Below are 16,203 nucleotides of genomic sequence, written 5' to 3'. Positions count from 1 at the left end.
CGGTTCAGCTCCTCATCCCAGGCATCGACGGGGGCGCCGGAGGTCCCGGGCGGGCGTCGAGCGCGGTCAGCGCGTCGCGCAGCCCCCGGTGTACATCCTCGTACACCTCCAGGTGCCCGTCGGTGGCGAGGTGGTCGGCATCACCGAGGCGCTCCAGCCGGGCGTCCACCTCGGCATCGCCGGTGGGCACGCGCGGAACGTTCAGCGGGGCGGGGGCGGCCGGGTCGTACTCGGGCTCGGCCGCGAGCCCGGTCGCGTCCTCGGCCGCGGTCTCCGCCTCGGCCTGCGCCACCGGGATCTGCGTCTCCGGAACCGTGTCGCTCATGCCCAGACGCTACCCCGAACCGCTGGGGTACCGTCGATCGCGATGGCCACGACTGAGGAGTGCCGCGCCGCACTCGAAAAGCTCTCGGACAACATGCAGCGCGCCGAAGGGGACGCCCGCTCGGCCGCGGCCCTGGACCGCTCGGTGAGCTGCCACATCACCGACCTGGACGTCACCTTCGCCGGCCGCATGGCGGGCGGCCGGATCCACGTCCACGACACACTTCAGGGCCCACCACGCGAGAAGGCCCAGATCAGGCTGAGCATGACCGGCGACGATCTGGTCGCCCTGGTGGCCGGCGAGCTGAACTTCGCCAAGGCCTGGGGCGCGGGCCGGGTGAAGCTGCACGCGGGGATGCGCGACCTGCTGCTGCTCAGGAAGCTTCTGTAGCCGCCACCTTGTCGCCCTGGGCCACCTCGGCGGCTTCCCGCTCGGCCCGGTCCTTCGTGCCCTGCTCCTTCTTGACCTGTTCTCGTGCCTTGCGCGCCGCCGGGACCACCAGCGGCGTACCGGTCTCCGGGTCGTCGATGACCTGGCAGCGCAGCCCGAAGACCTCCTCGACCAGCTCGGCCGTGACGATGTCGTTCGGCGCGCCCTCGGCGATGACGGCCCCGCCGCGCAGTGCGATGAGGTGGGTGGCGTAGCGGGCCGCGTGGTTGAGGTCGTGCAGCACGGCGACGAGCGTGCGGCCCTGCTCCTCGTGCAGCTGGGCGCACAGGTCGAGGACGTCGATCTGGTGCTGGATGTCGAGGTAGGTCGTCGGCTCGTCGAGCAGCAGCAGCGGCGTCTGCTGGGCGAGCGCCATCGCGATCCACACGCGCTGGCGCTGACCGCCGGACAGTTCGTCGACATAGCGATCGGCGAGCTCGGCGACGCCGGTCTGCTCCATCGACTCCTGGACGACCCGCTCGTCCTCGGTCGACCACTGGCGCAGGATCCCCTGGTGCGGGTACCGGCCGCGGCCCACCAGGTCGGCGACGGTGATCCCGTCGGGCGCGATCGAGGACTGCGGCAGCAGCCCGAGGGTGCGCGCGACCTTCTTCGCGGGCATCGACTGGATGACCTGGCCGTCGAGGAGCACCCGGCCCTGGCTGGGCTTGAGCATCCGCGACAGCGCCCGCAGCAGGGTGGACTTGCCGCACGCGTTCGGGCCGACGATCACGGTGAAGGAGTTGTCGGGTATCTCCACCGACAGCTGTTCGGCGATGACCCTCTGGTCGTAGGCGAGGGTGACGTTGTCGGCGGACAGGCGGTTCACAGTGCTCCTTCGGTGGTTCGGCCCGCTGCTGAGGCCGTGACTGCTCTTGCTGCTCTTGTTGTCGCCGGCGCTCATATCCGGCCCGCCTTGCGCTCGGTGACCAGCAGCCACAGCAGATATACGCCGCCGAGCACGCCCGTGACCACGCCCACGGGCATCTGGTCGGCGCCGAAGACCCGCTGGGAGATCCAGTCGGCGGCGACGAGGAGCGCGGCGCCCATGCACAGGGAGGGCAGCAGGTTCGGCCCCGGCGAGCGGGTCAGGCGCCGGGCGAGCTGCGGGGCGGTGAGCGCCACGAAACTGACGGGACCGGCGGCGGCGGTGGCCGCCGCGGTGAGCAGCACGGCGGCCAGCATCAGCAGCAGCCGTACGCGCTCGACGCGCACCCCGAGGGCGTACGACACGTCGTCGCCCATCTCCATCATCCTGAGCCCGCGCGCGTTGGCGAGGACGAGCGGCACGAGGAGGCCGCACAGGGCGAGCAGCGGCCAGACCTGGGCCCAGTCACGGCCACTGAGCGAGCCGGTCATCCACACGACCGCGCGGGCCGCGTCGACCAGGTCGGCCTTGGTCAGCAGATAGCCGTTGACCGCCGTCATGATCGCGGACATGCCGATACCGACCAGGACCAGTCGATAGCCGTGCACACCCCGCTTCCAGGCGAGCAGATAGATGGCGAGACCGGTCGCCAGTCCGCCCACGAGCGCGCCGACGGTGACCTGGCCCGCGTCTCCGGAGAACAGCACGATCACCACGAGCGCGCCGGCCGTGGCGCCCTGCCCGAGGCCGAGGATGTCCGGGCTGCCCAGCGGGTTGCGGGACAGCGCCTGGAACAGCGCGCCGCCGAGGCCGAGCGAGGCCCCGACCAGGAGCCCGACCAGCACACGCGGCAGCCGCAACTCGTTGACGATGAACTCCTGCCCGGCGTCGCCCCCGCCGAACAGCGTCCTGAGGACGTCGCCGGCCCCGATCGGGAAGTCGCCGGTGCCGATCAGCAGCACGCTCGCGGCGAGCCCGGCCAGCAGCAACAGCAGGACGACGGTCAGCGCCCGCACGTCCAGGCGGACGGAGAGCCCGCCCGGGGTCCGTACGGCACGGTTGGCACGGGTCGACTTCACCGCGTCCGGCGCGTCGGCCTTCGGTTCGCTCTTCACTGCGGTCCTCACAGCTGGGCCGTCCTCCGCCGTCGTACGAGAAAGATGAAGACCGGTCCGCCGAGGATCGCGGTGACGATGCCGACCTGGAGCTCTGAGGGCCGGGCGACGATCCGGCCGATGATGTCGGCGCCGAGCAGCAGCACGGGCGACAGCACGGCCGCGTACGGCAGGATCCAGCGCAGGTCGGGCCCGGTGAAGGAACGCACGACGTGCGGCACCATCAGGCCGACGAACACGATCGGCCCGCACGCGGCGGTCGCGGCACCGCACAGCACGGTGGCCGCGAGCATCGACAGCACCCGGGTGCGGTTCAGGTTGGCGCCGAGCGCCTTGGCGGTGTCGTCGCCCATCTCCATGGCGTTGAGCGGCCGGGCGAGAGCGAGCGCGAGGACCATGCCGGCCACGAGGAACGGCAGCACCTGCTTGATGGTGGAGTCGGTCGCCGAGGTCAGCGAACCGACCGTCCAGAAGCGCATCCTGTTCAGCGCCGCGCTGTCCATGATCATCACGGCCTGGAGATAGCCGTAGAGCGCGGCGCTGATCGCCGTGCCGGCCAGCGCGAGCCGGACCGGTGTGGCGCCCCGGCTGCCGCCGAGGAACCAGACCATCGCCCCGACCGCGGCGGCGCCGAGGAAGGCGAACCAGACGTAGACGCTCAGGCTGGTGATGCCGAAGAAGGTGATGGCGGTGACGACCGCCGCGGACGCGCCCGCGTTGATGCCGAGCAGACCGGGGTCGGCCAGCGGGTTACGGGTGAGCGCCTGGAGCACGGCACCGGCGAGCCCGAGGGCGGCGCCGGCGAGCAGTCCGAGGACGGTGCGCGAGATCCGGTCGCCGACCACGACGTCGCCGTAGGTGCCCGAACTCTCGAAGAGCCCGTGCCAGACCTCCCCCAGGGACAGCTGTTTCGCCCCGATCGCGATACTGGCCAACACGACGGCCAGCAGGATCAGGACAGAGACGAGCAACCCAACGGCACGTGTCGCCCGTCGGGTTGGTGGCGCGGACACGGACTCCGCGCGCTGTTCGGGAGGACTGTCAACCAACACGCAGTTAGGTTAGCCTACCCTCCCAACCAGCCACGATCCCGCTGCATGTGCTCCCTCACACCGCGGCTGTCCTGCGGCTCACCACCCCAGCCGCGCCAGCACCTTCCCCGAATCCAGGGCGTACGAGCCGTCGCCGGCCGCGGTCCAGGCCGCCGCGCACAGCGCCCGCAGGCCGTCCAAGGGCGTTCCGTCACCGTCGAGTTCCAGCCGGTCAGCCCGCGCGGTCGCCGTCCAGCCGCCGCACCGGAAACCCTCTCCCTGCCCGGCGACCTCCGGCTGCCCGGTGAGCAGCCCGCGCAGATCGGCGTCGACATAGGTCGGCCGGTGCTGCGGCGGCGCGGCGAGCAGCTGGGCGCCGTCGGTCACGCCGGTCAGGACGAGCAGCGAGTCGACCTCTCCGTTGAACGCGCCCTCGATGTCCGTGTCCAGCCGGTCCCCCACCACCAGCGGCCGCTCGGCGCCGGTACGCAGGATCGTCTCGCGGTGCATGGGAGGCAACGGCTTGCCCGCCACCTGCGGCTCGGCGCCGGTGGCGATCCGAACGACCTCCACCGCCGCGCCGTTGCCCGGCCCGATCCCGCGGGCGCCCGGGATCGTCAGGTCCGTGTTCGACGCGAACCAGGGCACCCCGCGCGCGATGGCGTAGCACGCCTCCGCGAAACGCCCCCACACCAGCTCCGGCCCGCCGAACCCCTGCACCACCGCCGCCGGATCGTCGTCCGCCGACTCGACCGGCTCCAGGCCGCGCTCGCGCAGCGCCACCCGCAGCCCCTCGCCGCCGATGACGAGCACCCGCGCGCCCTCCGGCACCTGCTCGCTGATCAGCCGCGCGGCCGCCTGCGCCGAGGTGATGACGTCGTCCGCGCCCGTGGGTATCCCCAGTGCCGTCAGATGAGCGGCCACGACGTCCGGCGTCCGCAGGGCATTGTTCGTGACGTACGCGAGATGCATCCCGCCCGTCCGCGCCGCCGCGAGCGACTCGACGGCATGCACGATCGCGTTCCCGCCCGCGTACACCACACCGTCGAGGTCGAGCAGCGCCGTGTCGTACGCCTCGCTCAGGGCCCGGCCACTGCCCGAGGGGCTCGTCCTGACGCTCTGGCTCATTTGGCATCGCTCCTCGTTCGACGGCTTTCCCCCGATCATCCCCCATGCCACCGACACCCGTACGATGCCGGGATGAACACAGCAGGTCACCCGGAAGCAACGGCGCGCCGAGGCCTCGAACTGACCCCGTTCCGAGGGCTGCGCTACGACCCCGACCGGGTCGGCAGCCTGGCCGCCGTGACATCCCCTCCGTACGACGTCGTCGTCCGCCCCGACGGCCTGCACCACCTCCAGGACTCGGACCCGCACAACATCGTCCGGCTGATCCTGCCCCAGGCCGACACACCGGCCGCCCGCAACGAACAGGCGGCGCGCACCCTGCACCGCTGGCTGTCCGAAGGCGTACTGACCACCGACACCGACCCCGGTCTCTACGTCTACGAACAGCGCGACGGCGCGGGCATGCTGCAACGCGGTGTCATCGGCGCCCTGCGGGTGTCGGAGCCGTCGGAGGGCCTGGTTCTGCCGCACGAGGACGTCATGCCGCACGTGGTCGCCGACCGGGCGGACCTGATGCGTGCCACGTCCGCGAACCTCGAACCCCTGCTGCTGACCTACCGGGGCAACGGCACGGCGGCCGACACGTCCTCCGTCATCGAGCGCACCATCGAGGGCCCGCCGCTGCTCGCGACCACCACCGAGGACGGCTTCAGCCACCGCCTGTGGTCGATCACCGACCCCGCCGACCTGGACCGCATCCAGTCGGACCTGGCCCGGCGCCAGGCCCTGATCGCCGACGGCCATCACCGCTGGGCGACTTATCGACGTCTACGCGCGGAGCACGGCTCACCGAGCGCCTGGGACTACGGCCTCGTCCTCCTGGTCGACACGGCCCGCTACCCCCTGCGCGTGCGCGCCATCCACCGTCTGCTGCACGGCGTGCCGGTACCGGACGCCCTGGCCGCCCTCGACGGCCTCTTCCACGTCCGCCGCCTCGAAGTCCCGCTCGCCGCGGCACTGGAGACCCTGGCCGACGCGGCCTGCGCGGGGAACGCCTTCCTCATCGCCGGCGACGGCGCCTTCCACCTCGTCGACCAGCCGGACGCGGACCTCCTCGCCCGCACGGTCCCCGCCGACCGCCCCACCGCCTGGCGCACCCTGGACGCGACGGTCCTGCACGCCACGCTCCTCGCCCACGTCTGGCACGTCCCCGAGGACGACCCCACCCGCATCGCGTACATCCACGACACCGCCGCCACCGTCGCCAAGGCGGAACGCGACGGCGGTACGGCAGTCCTGATGCACCCCGTCCGCGAGGACGTCGTACGCGACCTCGCCCGCCAGGGCGTCACCATGCCCCGCAAGTCGACGTCGTTCGGCCCGAAGCCGGCGTCCGGCCTGGTCCTGCGCGCACTGGACCTCTAGAACGCGAAAGGGGCGGGACCCGTTGCCGGATCCCGCCCCTCACGTCACTCGCCGCTACGCGTCGCGGTCCTCGTCGGCCTCGCCGCGAGCCTCCCGCTCGTCACCCTCGTCCTCGTCCCCTTCGAAGGCGTCGACGAACTCCACACCGTCCATCTCCGCGAGCCGGTCGGAAGCGTCCGTGCTGCCGTCCTTGTCGGCCTCGACGGCCTTCGCGAACCACTCACGCGCCTCACCCTGCCGCCCGGCGGCGAGCAGCGCGTCCGCGTAGGCGTACCGAAGCCGTGCGGTCCAGGGCTGCACGGAGTTGGAGGCCAGCTCGGGGCTCTGCAGCGTCACGATGGCCGCGTCCAGCTGCCCCATGTCACGCCGGGCGCCGGCCGCGACGAGCCGCATCTCGACCTGCCCGGCCTTGTCGAGCTTCTGCACCTCGGGAGCCCCGGCCATGTCCAGCGCCTTCTCCGGCCGCCCGAGCCCACGCTCACAGTCGGCCATCAGCGGCCACAGCTCCACGCCACCGGTCATCCGCCGGGCCGCCCGGAACTCGGCGAGCGCCTCCGCGTACTTCTGGTTGGCATAGGCGGCGAACCCGCCCGCCTCTCGTACGGCGGCGACACGCGACGCGAGCCGAAGGGCCACCTTGGAGTAGCCGTAGGCACCCTCGGGGTCCTCGTCGATGAGCCGCGCGACCATCACCAGGTTCTTGGCGACGTCCTCCGCGAGCGTCTTCGGCAGGCTCTGAAGCTCCTGCCGTACGTCCTTGTCGATCTCGTCGCCCGTGACGTCCTCGGGGATCGGCAGCCGCTTGATCGGCTCGCGGTCCCGGTCACGGTCCCGCTCGTCCCGGAACCGCCCGCCACCACGCCGGTCGTCCCGACGGTCATCGCGGCGATCGTCCCGCCGGTCGTCACGCCCACGGAACCCTCCGGGACGCCCACCACGGTCGTCCCGACGAGGCCCGCGGCCACCGCGGTCGTCCCGCCCACGGAACCCACCGCGCTCGCCACGGTCACCGTCCCGACGGTCGTCGCGCCGATCGTCACGCCTGTCGTCACGGCGGTCATCGCGACGGTCGTCGCGCCGGAACCCACCACGGTCACCACGGTCACCGCGGCTGTCATCACGCCGGAAACCACCACGGTCGCCGCGGTCCCCGCGGCTGTCATCACGCCGGAAACCACCACGATCGCCGCGCTCGCCACGGTCACTGTCGCGCCGGTCGTCACGGCGGTCATCGCGACGGTCGTCGCGTCGGAAACCACCACGGTCACCACGGTCATCGCGCCGGAAGCCACGGTCGCGATCGTCACGCCGGAAGCCACCACGGTCGTCCCGGCGGTCATCACGCCGATCGTCACGCCGGTCATCCCGACGGTCGTCGCGGCGATCATCACGGCGGTCGTCCCGCCGGAAGCCACGGTCCCGGTCATCGCCCCGGCGGTCGTCGCGCCTGTCGTCACGCCGGCCGTATCCACCGCGGTCGTCGTCCCGACGCGGTCCACTCGGCCGGTCGTCACGACGGAAGGACGGACGGTCGCCGTCCCGACGGAACCCACGGTCACGATCCCGGTCGTCCCGACGCGGCCCACTCGGCCGCTCGTCACGACGGAAGGAGGGACGGGGCCCACGGTCACCGTCACGCCGGTCATCACGACGATCGTCGCGGCGGTCGTCCCGCCGATCGTCTCGGCGGTCGTCACGCCGGCCGTATCCACCGCGACTGTCGCCGCGGCTGTCATCACGACGGAAGCGACTGCGGTCGCCACCGCGGTCGTTGTCGCGACGGTCGTTGTCCCGGCGGAAGCCCCCACGGTCACCGCGGTCTCCCCGGAAACCGCCTCGATCACCACGGTCACCGCCGTCCCGTCGACGCTGGTCGCGCTCCGGTCGGTCGTCGGGAGAGTTGGTGGACATGGGTGACTCCTGTCTTCGGTACCTCAAGCATTGTAAAAACAAAAGGACCCCTGGTCCCAGCTGAACGCTGGGACCAGGGGTCCTCCAAAGATTGTTCGGCGGCGTCCTACTCTCCCACAGGGTCCCCCCTGCAGTACCATCGGCGCTGTAAGGCTTAGCTTCCGGGTTCGGAATGTAACCGGGCGTTTCCCTCACGCTATAACCACCGAAACCCTAATGGTTTCGAGCGAACAAGCACACTTTTCTTTTGTCTGTTCTGCTCTAAGCCGACAACGGTCGTTGTCTCAGAACTAACACAGTGGACGCGAGCAACTGAGGACAAGCCCTCGGCCTATTAGTACCGGTCACCTCCACACGTTACCGTGCTTCCAGATCCGGCCTATCAACCCAGTCGTCTACTGGGAGCCTTACCCCATCAAGTGGGTGGGAATACTCATCTCGAAGCAGGCTTCCCGCTTAGATGCTTTCAGCGGTTATCCCTCCCGAACGTAGCCAACCAGCCATGCCCTTGGCAGAACAACTGGCACACCAGAGGTTCGTCCGTCCCGGTCCTCTCGTACTAGGGACAGCCCTTCTCAATATTCCTGCGCGCGCAGCGGATAGGGACCGAACTGTCTCACGACGTTCTAAACCCAGCTCGCGTACCGCTTTAATGGGCGAACAGCCCAACCCTTGGGACCGACTCCAGCCCCAGGATGCGACGAGCCGACATCGAGGTGCCAAACCATCCCGTCGATATGGACTCTTGGGGAAGATCAGCCTGTTATCCCCGGGGTACCTTTTATCCGTTGAGCGACGGCGCTTCCACAAGCCACCGCCGGATCACTAGTCCCGACTTTCGTCCCTGCTCGACCCGTCGGTCTCACAGTCAAGCTCCCTTGTGCACTTACACTCAACACCTGATTGCCAACCAGGCTGAGGGAACCTTTGGGCGCCTCCGTTACTCTTTAGGAGGCAACCGCCCCAGTTAAACTACCCATCAGACACTGTCCCTGATCCGGATCACGGACCCAGGTTAGACATCCAGCACGACCAGACTGGTATTTCAACGACGACTCCCCCTGAACTGGCGTCCAGAGTTCACAGTCTCCCAGCTATCCTACACAAGCCGAACCGAACACCAATATCAAACTGTAGTAAAGGTCCCGGGGTCTTTCCGTCCTGCTGCGCGAAACGAGCATCTTTACTCGTAGTGCAATTTCACCGGGCCTATGGTTGAGACAGTCGAGAAGTCGTTACGCCATTCGTGCAGGTCGGAACTTACCCGACAAGGAATTTCGCTACCTTAGGATGGTTATAGTTACCACCGCCGTTTACTGGCGCTTAAGTTCTCAGCTTCGCCCCACCGAAATGGAGCTAACCGGTCCCCTTAACGTTCCAGCACCGGGCAGGCGTCAGTCCGTATACATCGCCTTACGGCTTCGCACGGACCTGTGTTTTTAGTAAACAGTCGCTTCTCGCTGGTCTCTGCGGCCACCCCCAGCTCATGGAGTAAATCCAATCACCGGACATGGCCCCCCTTCTCCCGAAGTTACGGGGGCATTTTGCCGAGTTCCTTAACCATAGTTCACCCGAACGCCTCGGTATTCTCTACCTGACCACCTGAGTCGGTTTAGGGTACGGGCCGCCATGAAACTCGCTAGAGGCTTTTCTCGACAGCATAGGATCATCCACTTCACCACAATCGGCTCGGCATCAGGTCTCAGACACATGTCAGGCGGATTTGCCTACCTGACGTCCTACACCCTTACCCCGGGACAACCACCGCCCGGGATGGACTACCTTCCTGCGTCACCCCATCACTCACCTACTACCACCTTGGTTCGGCGGCTCCACCACTCCCCTTTGCCCGAAGGCTCCAGGGCGGCTTCACGGCCTTAGCATTAATGGGTTCGATGTTTGACGCTTCACAGCGGGTACCGGAATATCAACCGGTTATCCATCGACTACGCCTGTCGGCCTCGCCTTAGGTCCCGACTTACCCTGGGCAGATCAGCTTGACCCAGGAACCCTTAGTCAATCGGCGCACACGTTTCTCACGTGTGAATCGCTACTCATGCCTGCATTCTCACTCGTGAACCGTCCACCACTGCCTTCCGGCGCGGCTTCACCCGGCACACGACGCTCCCCTACCCATCACAGCCTCCGTTGGGAGTATTGCTGCAATGACACGACTTCGGCGGTACGCTTGAGCCCCGCTACATTGTCGGCGCGGAATCACTAGACCAGTGAGCTATTACGCACTCTTTCAAGGGTGGCTGCTTCTAAGCCAACCTCCTGGTTGTCTCTGCGACTCCACATCCTTTCCCACTTAGCGTACGCTTAGGGGCCTTAGTCGATGCTCTGGGCTGTTTCCCTCTCGACCATGGAGCTTATCCCCCACAGTCTCACTGCCGCGCTCTCACTTACCGGCATTCGGAGTTTGGCTAAGGTCAGTAACCCGGTAGGGCCCATCGCCTATCCAGTGCTCTACCTCCGGCAAGAAACACACGACGCTGCACCTAAATGCATTTCGGGGAGAACCAGCTATCACGGAGTTTGATTGGCCTTTCACCCCTAACCACAGGTCATCCCCCAGGTTTTCAACCCTGGTGGGTTCGGTCCTCCACGAAGTCTTACCTCCGCTTCAACCTGCCCATGGCTAGATCACTCCGCTTCGGGTCTTGAGCGCGCTACTAAATCGCCCTATTCGGACTCGCTTTCGCTACGGCTTCCCCACACGGGTTAACCTCGCAACACACCGCAAACTCGCAGGCTCATTCTTCAAAAGGCACGCAGTCACGAGATATGTGCAAGCACATATCCGACGCTCCCACGGCTTGTAGGCACACGGTTTCAGGTACTATTTCACTCCCCTCCCGGGGTACTTTTCACCATTCCCTCACGGTACTATCCGCTATCGGTCACCAGGGAATATTTAGGCTTAGCGGGTGGTCCCGCCAGATTCACACGGGATTTCTCGGGCCCCGTGCTACTTGGGTGTCTCTCAAACGAGCCGCTGATGTTTCGACTACGGGGGTCTTACCCTCTACGCCGGACCTTTCGCATGTCCTTCGCCTACATCAACGGTTTCTGACTCGTCCTGTTGCCGGCAGACAACAGAAGAGAGATCCCACAACCCCGCATACGCAACCCCTGCCGGGTCTCACACGTATACGGTTTGGCCTCATCCAGTTTCGCTCGCCACTACTCCCGGAATCACGGTTGTTTTCTCTTCCTGCGGGTACTGAGATGTTTCACTTCCCCGCGTTCCCTCCACTTGCCCTATGTGTTCAGGCAAGGGTGACAGCCCATGACGACTGCCGGGTTTCCCCATTCGGAAACCCCCGGATCAAAGCCTGGTTGACGACTCCCCGGGGACTATCGTGGCCTCCCACGTCCTTCATCGGTTCCTGGTGCCAAGGCATCCACCGTGCGCCCTTAAAAACTTGGCCACAGATGCTCGCGTCCACTGTGCAGTTCTCAAACAACGACCAGTACACCGTCACACACCACCCTGTGGTGCTTCACCGGCGCCGGCATTGAGGTCGGGATCAAATCCGTACCCTCAGATACCCAACAGCGTGCCCGGCCGGACCCTGTCCGGAGATCATGCGTTCCACGCTCCGAAGAGCAGTACTGGCAAGCCTCCGACCCAGAAGATCGGCCGAATAATCAACGTTCCACCCATGAGCAACCAGCATCAGACATTCGCCGATGTACTGGCCTCTGACCAACCGGAGTTGGTGAGAAGTGCTCCTTAGAAAGGAGGTGATCCAGCCGCACCTTCCGGTACGGCTACCTTGTTACGACTTCGTCCCAATCGCCAGTCCCACCTTCGACAGCTCCCTCCCACAAGGGGTTGGGCCACCGGCTTCGGGTGTTACCGACTTTCGTGACGTGACGGGCGGTGTGTACAAGGCCCGGGAACGTATTCACCGCAGCAATGCTGATCTGCGATTACTAGCAACTCCGACTTCATGGGGTCGAGTTGCAGACCCCAATCCGAACTGAGACAGGCTTTTTGAGATTCGCTCCACCTCACGGTATCGCAGCTCATTGTACCTGCCATTGTAGCACGTGTGCAGCCCAAGACATAAGGGGCATGATGACTTGACGTCGTCCCCACCTTCCTCCGAGTTGACCCCGGCGGTCTCCTGTGAGTCCCCATCACCCCGAAGGGCATGCTGGCAACACAGAACAAGGGTTGCGCTCGTTGCGGGACTTAACCCAACATCTCACGACACGAGCTGACGACAGCCATGCACCACCTGTACACCGACCACAAGGGGGGCACTATCTCTAATGCTTTCCGGTGTATGTCAAGCCTTGGTAAGGTTCTTCGCGTTGCGTCGAATTAAGCCACATGCTCCGCTGCTTGTGCGGGCCCCCGTCAATTCCTTTGAGTTTTAGCCTTGCGGCCGTACTCCCCAGGCGGGGAACTTAATGCGTTAGCTGCGGCACCGACGACGTGGAATGTCGCCAACACCTAGTTCCCACCGTTTACGGCGTGGACTACCAGGGTATCTAATCCTGTTCGCTCCCCACGCTTTCGCTCCTCAGCGTCAGTAATGGCCCAGAGATCCGCCTTCGCCACCGGTGTTCCTCCTGATATCTGCGCATTTCACCGCTACACCAGGAATTCCGATCTCCCCTACCACACTCTAGCTAGCCCGTATCGAATGCAGACCCGGGGTTAAGCCCCGGGCTTTCACACCCGACGTGACAAGCCGCCTACGAGCTCTTTACGCCCAATAATTCCGGACAACGCTTGCGCCCTACGTATTACCGCGGCTGCTGGCACGTAGTTAGCCGGCGCTTCTTCTGCAGGTACCGTCACTTTCGCTTCTTCCCTGCTGAAAGAGGTTTACAACCCGAAGGCCGTCATCCCTCACGCGGCGTCGCTGCATCAGGCTTTCGCCCATTGTGCAATATTCCCCACTGCTGCCTCCCGTAGGAGTCTGGGCCGTGTCTCAGTCCCAGTGTGGCCGGTCGCCCTCTCAGGCCGGCTACCCGTCGTCGCCTTGGTGAGCCATTACCTCACCAACAAGCTGATAGGCCGCGGGCTCATCCTTCACCGCCGGAGCTTTTAACCCCCGTCCAGGAGGACAGGAGTGTTATCCGGTATTAGACCCCGTTTCCAGGGCTTGTCCCAGAGTGAAGGGCAGATTGCCCACGTGTTACTCACCCGTTCGCCACTAATCCCCACCGAAGTGGTTCATCGTTCGACTTGCATGTGTTAAGCACGCCGCCAGCGTTCGTCCTGAGCCAGGATCAAACTCTCCGTGAATGTTTACCGGTCATCCGGTGCACACACACGAGAGCGGAACCAGGAGAGGAATAGTCTCCCGGTTCACAGCGTCCTCGCTGTGTTATTTCAAAGGAACCTCGCCCCAACCGAACGGTCGGAGACGGGGTATCAACATATCTGGCGTTGATTTTTGGCACGCTGTTGAGTTCTCAAGGAACGGACGCTTCCTTTGTACTCACCCTCTCGGGCTTTCCTCCGGGCTTTTCCCTTCGGTCTTGCGTTTCCGACTCTATCAGATCGTTTTCCGATCCGATTCCCTGTCGGCGGGATTGTCTTGAGCCCTGGGCTTTCGCCTGTCGGCCTTTCGACATTCACTACGTTAGCCGATTCCCCCGCCCGATTCATAATCGGGGTTCTGCGGATTCGAATTCGGGCATGCGGGCACGCCGGAATCGACCCTGCTGAGGGGTTGTTGCTAGGTAGTGGGTTGGCCGCTCCGGCTGCTGACTTCGCAGTACCCGGTTCAGCGGCTCGGGCCACGTTACGCGCCCCGTCATGGGGAGTCAACTTGAGCGACGCTTGGGGACGTGGGCCCGATAGGGGCTGACCGTAGGGTCGTTGGCGATCCAGTAGCGCCACGGGTGGACGTCGCCATTGCCACCGTCACCTGCCACTCCGGTGCGCGGACCGTTCCGTACCTGGTCGGAGGGGACGGGGGTGCCGGCGAGGATCCTCAGCGGGGTCTCGCCCGAGGCGCAGGCGTCCGTACCGTCCAACGCGCGGTCGACGTCCAGGGCGGTGGCCAGGCGGGCCGGGCCTTTGGCCAGTTCCTTGTCGTTACGGGCCGAGAGTCGACGTTTACGGGTCAGCTCGGCGCCCTCCACGATCTCACCTGCGCGCAGCAGGACCGCGCTGGCCCGGCCCTCGGGGCCGCACACCAGGTTCATGCAGTGCCACATGCCGTAGGTGAAGTAGACGTAGACGTACCCAGGGGGACCGAACATCACGCCGTTGCGGGGTGTGGGGCCGCGATAGGCGTGGGAGCCGGGGTCATTAGGGCCGTCGTAGGCCTCCACCTCTGTGAGGCGCAGGGCGATCGGACCGTCCGGGGTGGTGCGTACGAGGATCCGGCCCAGGAGATCGGGGGCGACCTCCAGGACGGGGCGGTCGAAGAAGTCCCGGGGAAGGGGCGTACGGTCGGGGGTCGCGATCATGCCGTCCGAGGGTAGTGGAGACGGGTCGTCGCGACGGGGTGGTCAGGAAGCCTGCGCCTTGCCAGGGTGGGGCGCGGAACCGGCCACGGCCGGATCGCGTTTGTAGGGATCAGGGATCCACTCTGAGAAGAGGAGAGTCATGGCGTTCAAGAAGCTGCTCGCGAGCCTGGGGGCCGGCGGTGCTTCGGTCGAAACGGTGCTGACCGAGGTCAACGTCGTTCCGGGCGGTGTCGTCCAGGGCGAGGTGCGGATTCAGGGCGGGTCCGTGAGCCAGAACATCGAGGGCCTGTCCGTGGGTCTTCAGGCCCGTGTCGAGGTCGAGACCCAGGACTCGGAGTACAAGCAGGACATCGAGTTCACGAAGATGCAGCTCGGCGGTGCCTTCGAGCTTCAGCCCGGCGCGGTGCACGCGGTGCCGTTCGGGCTGGAGATCCCGTGGGAGACGCCGGTCACCATGATCGACGGTCAGTCGCTGCGCGGCATGAACATCGGTGTGTCGACGGAGCTGGCGATCGCCCGGGCCGTGGACTCCACCGACCTGGACCCGATCAACGTGCACCCGCTGCCGGCGCAGAAGGCGATCCTCGACGCCTTCATCCAGCTGGGCTTCCGCTTCAAGAACGCGGACATGGAGCGCGGCCACATCCGCAACACCCGGCAGAAGCTGCCGTTCTACCAGGAGATCGAGTTCTTCCCGCCGCAGCAGTACCGCGGGATCAACCAGGTCGAGCTGAGCTTCGTGGCGGACGGCAACGCGATGGACGTCGTCCTGGAAATGGACAAGAAGCCGGGGCTGTTCAGCGAGGGCAGCGACACCTTCCGTTCGTTCCAGGTGGGTCTGAACGACTTCCACGGGACCGACTGGGCGGCGTACCTCAACCAGTGGCTGTCCGAGGTCGGCAGCAAGCGCAACTGGTTCTAGGCTCGGAACTGCTGATTCCACTGTTTCGTCAGGAGGTATCGAAGTGACCGAGCTCAAGCGGCGGCCGCTGCCCCACGACTTCCATCCGCCCGTGCCGTCCTTCACGGTCACGAGTGAGGACGTCGAGGCCGGCGGGACCCTCAAGGACGCTCAGGTCCAGGCTGCCGGCAACACCTCGCCGCAGCTGCGCTGGGAGGGCTTCCCGGCCGGGACCAAGAGCTTCGCCGTGACCTGCTACGACCCGGACGCCCCCACGGGGAGCGGGTTCTGGCACTGGGTCCTCTTCGACATCCCGGCCTCCGTGACCGAGCTGCCGGCCGGTGCGGGCAGCGGCAAGTTCGAGGGGCTGCCGGAGGGTGCCGTACAGGCGCGGAACGACGCCGGGTCCAAGGACTTCACCGGTGCCGCACCGCCGCCCGGGGACGGGCCGCACCGCTATGTGTTCACGGTGTACGCCGTGGACCAGGAGAAGCTCGGACCGGACTCGACCGCGAGTCCGGCCGCCGTCGGATTCAACCTGCGGTTCCACACGCTCGCGCGTGCGCATGTGATCGCCGAGTACGAGGTGCCCGCCGAATCCTGACGTTCATGGAACGTTTGCCCGCCCCCGGTCATGGAAGTGATCGGGGGCGGGCATTTTTTATTTCGTTGTCCATCTCGGCGTG

General features: G+C 66.2%; 12 protein-coding genes and 3 rRNA genes. 4 read left to right on the top strand and 11 right to left on the bottom strand.

The features are described from left to right. Nucleotides 1–4: 4 nt before the first annotated feature. On the bottom strand, nt 5–325 hold the full coding sequence (locus CP983_RS33950) for a hypothetical protein (protein WP_125526990.1): 321 nt from the start codon (nt 323–325) through the stop codon (nt 5–7). Nucleotides 326–367: 42 nt separating this feature from the next. Between CP983_RS33950 and CP983_RS33945 the strand changes: the two genes are divergently transcribed. Further along, the gene (locus tag CP983_RS33945) at nt 368–715 is read left to right on the top strand and encodes an SCP2 sterol-binding domain-containing protein (RefSeq protein WP_107909122.1); all 348 of its coding nucleotides are present in this window, start codon (nt 368–370) and stop codon (nt 713–715) included. On the opposite strand, the gene CP983_RS33940 is transcribed toward CP983_RS33945, so the two are convergent. The 4 genes from CP983_RS33940 to CP983_RS33925 all read right to left on the bottom strand — a co-directional run bounded on the left by CP983_RS33940 (nt 699) and on the right by CP983_RS33925 (nt 4,896). Beyond that, nucleotides 699–1,658 (bottom strand): ABC transporter ATP-binding protein, encoded by a 960-nt coding sequence (locus CP983_RS33940; protein WP_150503834.1) that lies wholly within the window; start codon nt 1,656–1,658, stop codon nt 699–701. The two genes, CP983_RS33945 and CP983_RS33940, sit on opposite strands and share 17 nt — an antisense overlap. After that, nucleotides 1,655–2,701, bottom strand: a complete 1,047-nt coding sequence (locus CP983_RS33935; protein ID WP_150507033.1) for a FecCD family ABC transporter permease — start codon at nt 2,699–2,701, stop codon at nt 1,655–1,657. The genes CP983_RS33940 and CP983_RS33935 overlap by 4 nt, the downstream gene beginning before the upstream one ends. A gap of 44 nt (nt 2,702–2,745) precedes the next feature. Then, nucleotides 2,746–3,789, bottom strand: a complete 1,044-nt coding sequence (locus tag CP983_RS33930; protein ID WP_150503832.1) for a FecCD family ABC transporter permease — start codon at nt 3,787–3,789, stop codon at nt 2,746–2,748. A 78-nt stretch (nt 3,790–3,867) separates the two neighbouring features. Next, on the bottom strand, nt 3,868–4,896 hold the full coding sequence (locus tag CP983_RS33925) for an HAD hydrolase-like protein (protein WP_107909118.1): 1,029 nt from the start codon (nt 4,894–4,896) through the stop codon (nt 3,868–3,870). A 72-nt stretch (nt 4,897–4,968) separates the two neighbouring features. Here CP983_RS33925 and CP983_RS33920 point away from each other — a divergent pair, with 72 nt between their 5' ends. Beyond that, nucleotides 4,969–6,261 carry a DUF1015 domain-containing protein gene (locus tag CP983_RS33920; protein ID WP_150503830.1) on the top strand — a complete coding sequence of 431 codons (1,293 nt, stop codon included), beginning with the start codon at nt 4,969–4,971 and terminating at the stop codon, nt 6,259–6,261. 54 nt (nt 6,262–6,315) lie between these two features. Here CP983_RS33920 and CP983_RS44510 read toward each other — a convergent pair whose 3' ends face one another. The 6 genes from CP983_RS44510 to CP983_RS33890 form a co-directional block, all read right to left on the bottom strand. Next, nucleotides 6,316–7,059: a tetratricopeptide repeat protein gene (locus tag CP983_RS44510; protein ID WP_194535036.1), complete on the bottom strand. Its 744-nt coding sequence runs from the start codon at nt 7,057–7,059 to the stop codon at nt 6,316–6,318. Continuing rightward, nucleotides 6,951–8,024, bottom strand: a complete 1,074-nt coding sequence (locus tag CP983_RS44505; RefSeq protein WP_244364976.1) for a hypothetical protein — start codon at nt 8,022–8,024, stop codon at nt 6,951–6,953. The genes CP983_RS44510 and CP983_RS44505 overlap by 109 nt, the downstream gene beginning before the upstream one ends. Nucleotides 8,025–8,265: 241 nt before the next feature. Beyond that, a 5S ribosomal RNA gene (gene rrf / locus CP983_RS33910) occupies nt 8,266–8,382 on the bottom strand. Between the two features lie 104 nt (nt 8,383–8,486). Beyond that, a 23S ribosomal RNA gene (locus CP983_RS33905) occupies nt 8,487–11,606 on the bottom strand. A 309-nt stretch (nt 11,607–11,915) separates the two neighbouring features. Beyond that, nucleotides 11,916–13,441, bottom strand: a 16S ribosomal RNA gene (locus tag CP983_RS33900). The 16S, 23S and 5S rRNA genes sit together here, the layout of an rRNA operon. A gap of 524 nt (nt 13,442–13,965) precedes the next feature. Further along, nucleotides 13,966–14,616, bottom strand: a complete 651-nt coding sequence (locus CP983_RS33890) for a DNA-3-methyladenine glycosylase (RefSeq protein WP_107907325.1) — start codon at nt 14,614–14,616, stop codon at nt 13,966–13,968. Nucleotides 14,617–14,755: 139 nt separating this feature from the next. Between CP983_RS33890 and CP983_RS33885 the strand changes: the two genes are divergently transcribed. After that, nucleotides 14,756–15,538 (top strand): sporulation protein, encoded by a 783-nt coding sequence (locus CP983_RS33885; protein WP_107907324.1) that lies wholly within the window; start codon nt 14,756–14,758, stop codon nt 15,536–15,538. A gap of 43 nt (nt 15,539–15,581) precedes the next feature. Next, nucleotides 15,582–16,121, top strand: coding sequence for a YbhB/YbcL family Raf kinase inhibitor-like protein (locus CP983_RS33880; protein ID WP_125528127.1), 540 nt, complete (start codon nt 15,582–15,584; stop codon nt 16,119–16,121). Nucleotides 16,122–16,203 lie beyond the last annotated feature (82 nt).

The organism is Streptomyces chartreusis, assembly GCF_008704715.1.
GTDB lineage: Bacteria > Actinomycetota > Actinomycetes > Streptomycetales > Streptomycetaceae > Streptomyces > Streptomyces chartreusis.
The sequence above is the reverse complement of the archived record's forward strand: the minus strand, read 5'-3'. Positions and strand labels throughout refer to the sequence as shown.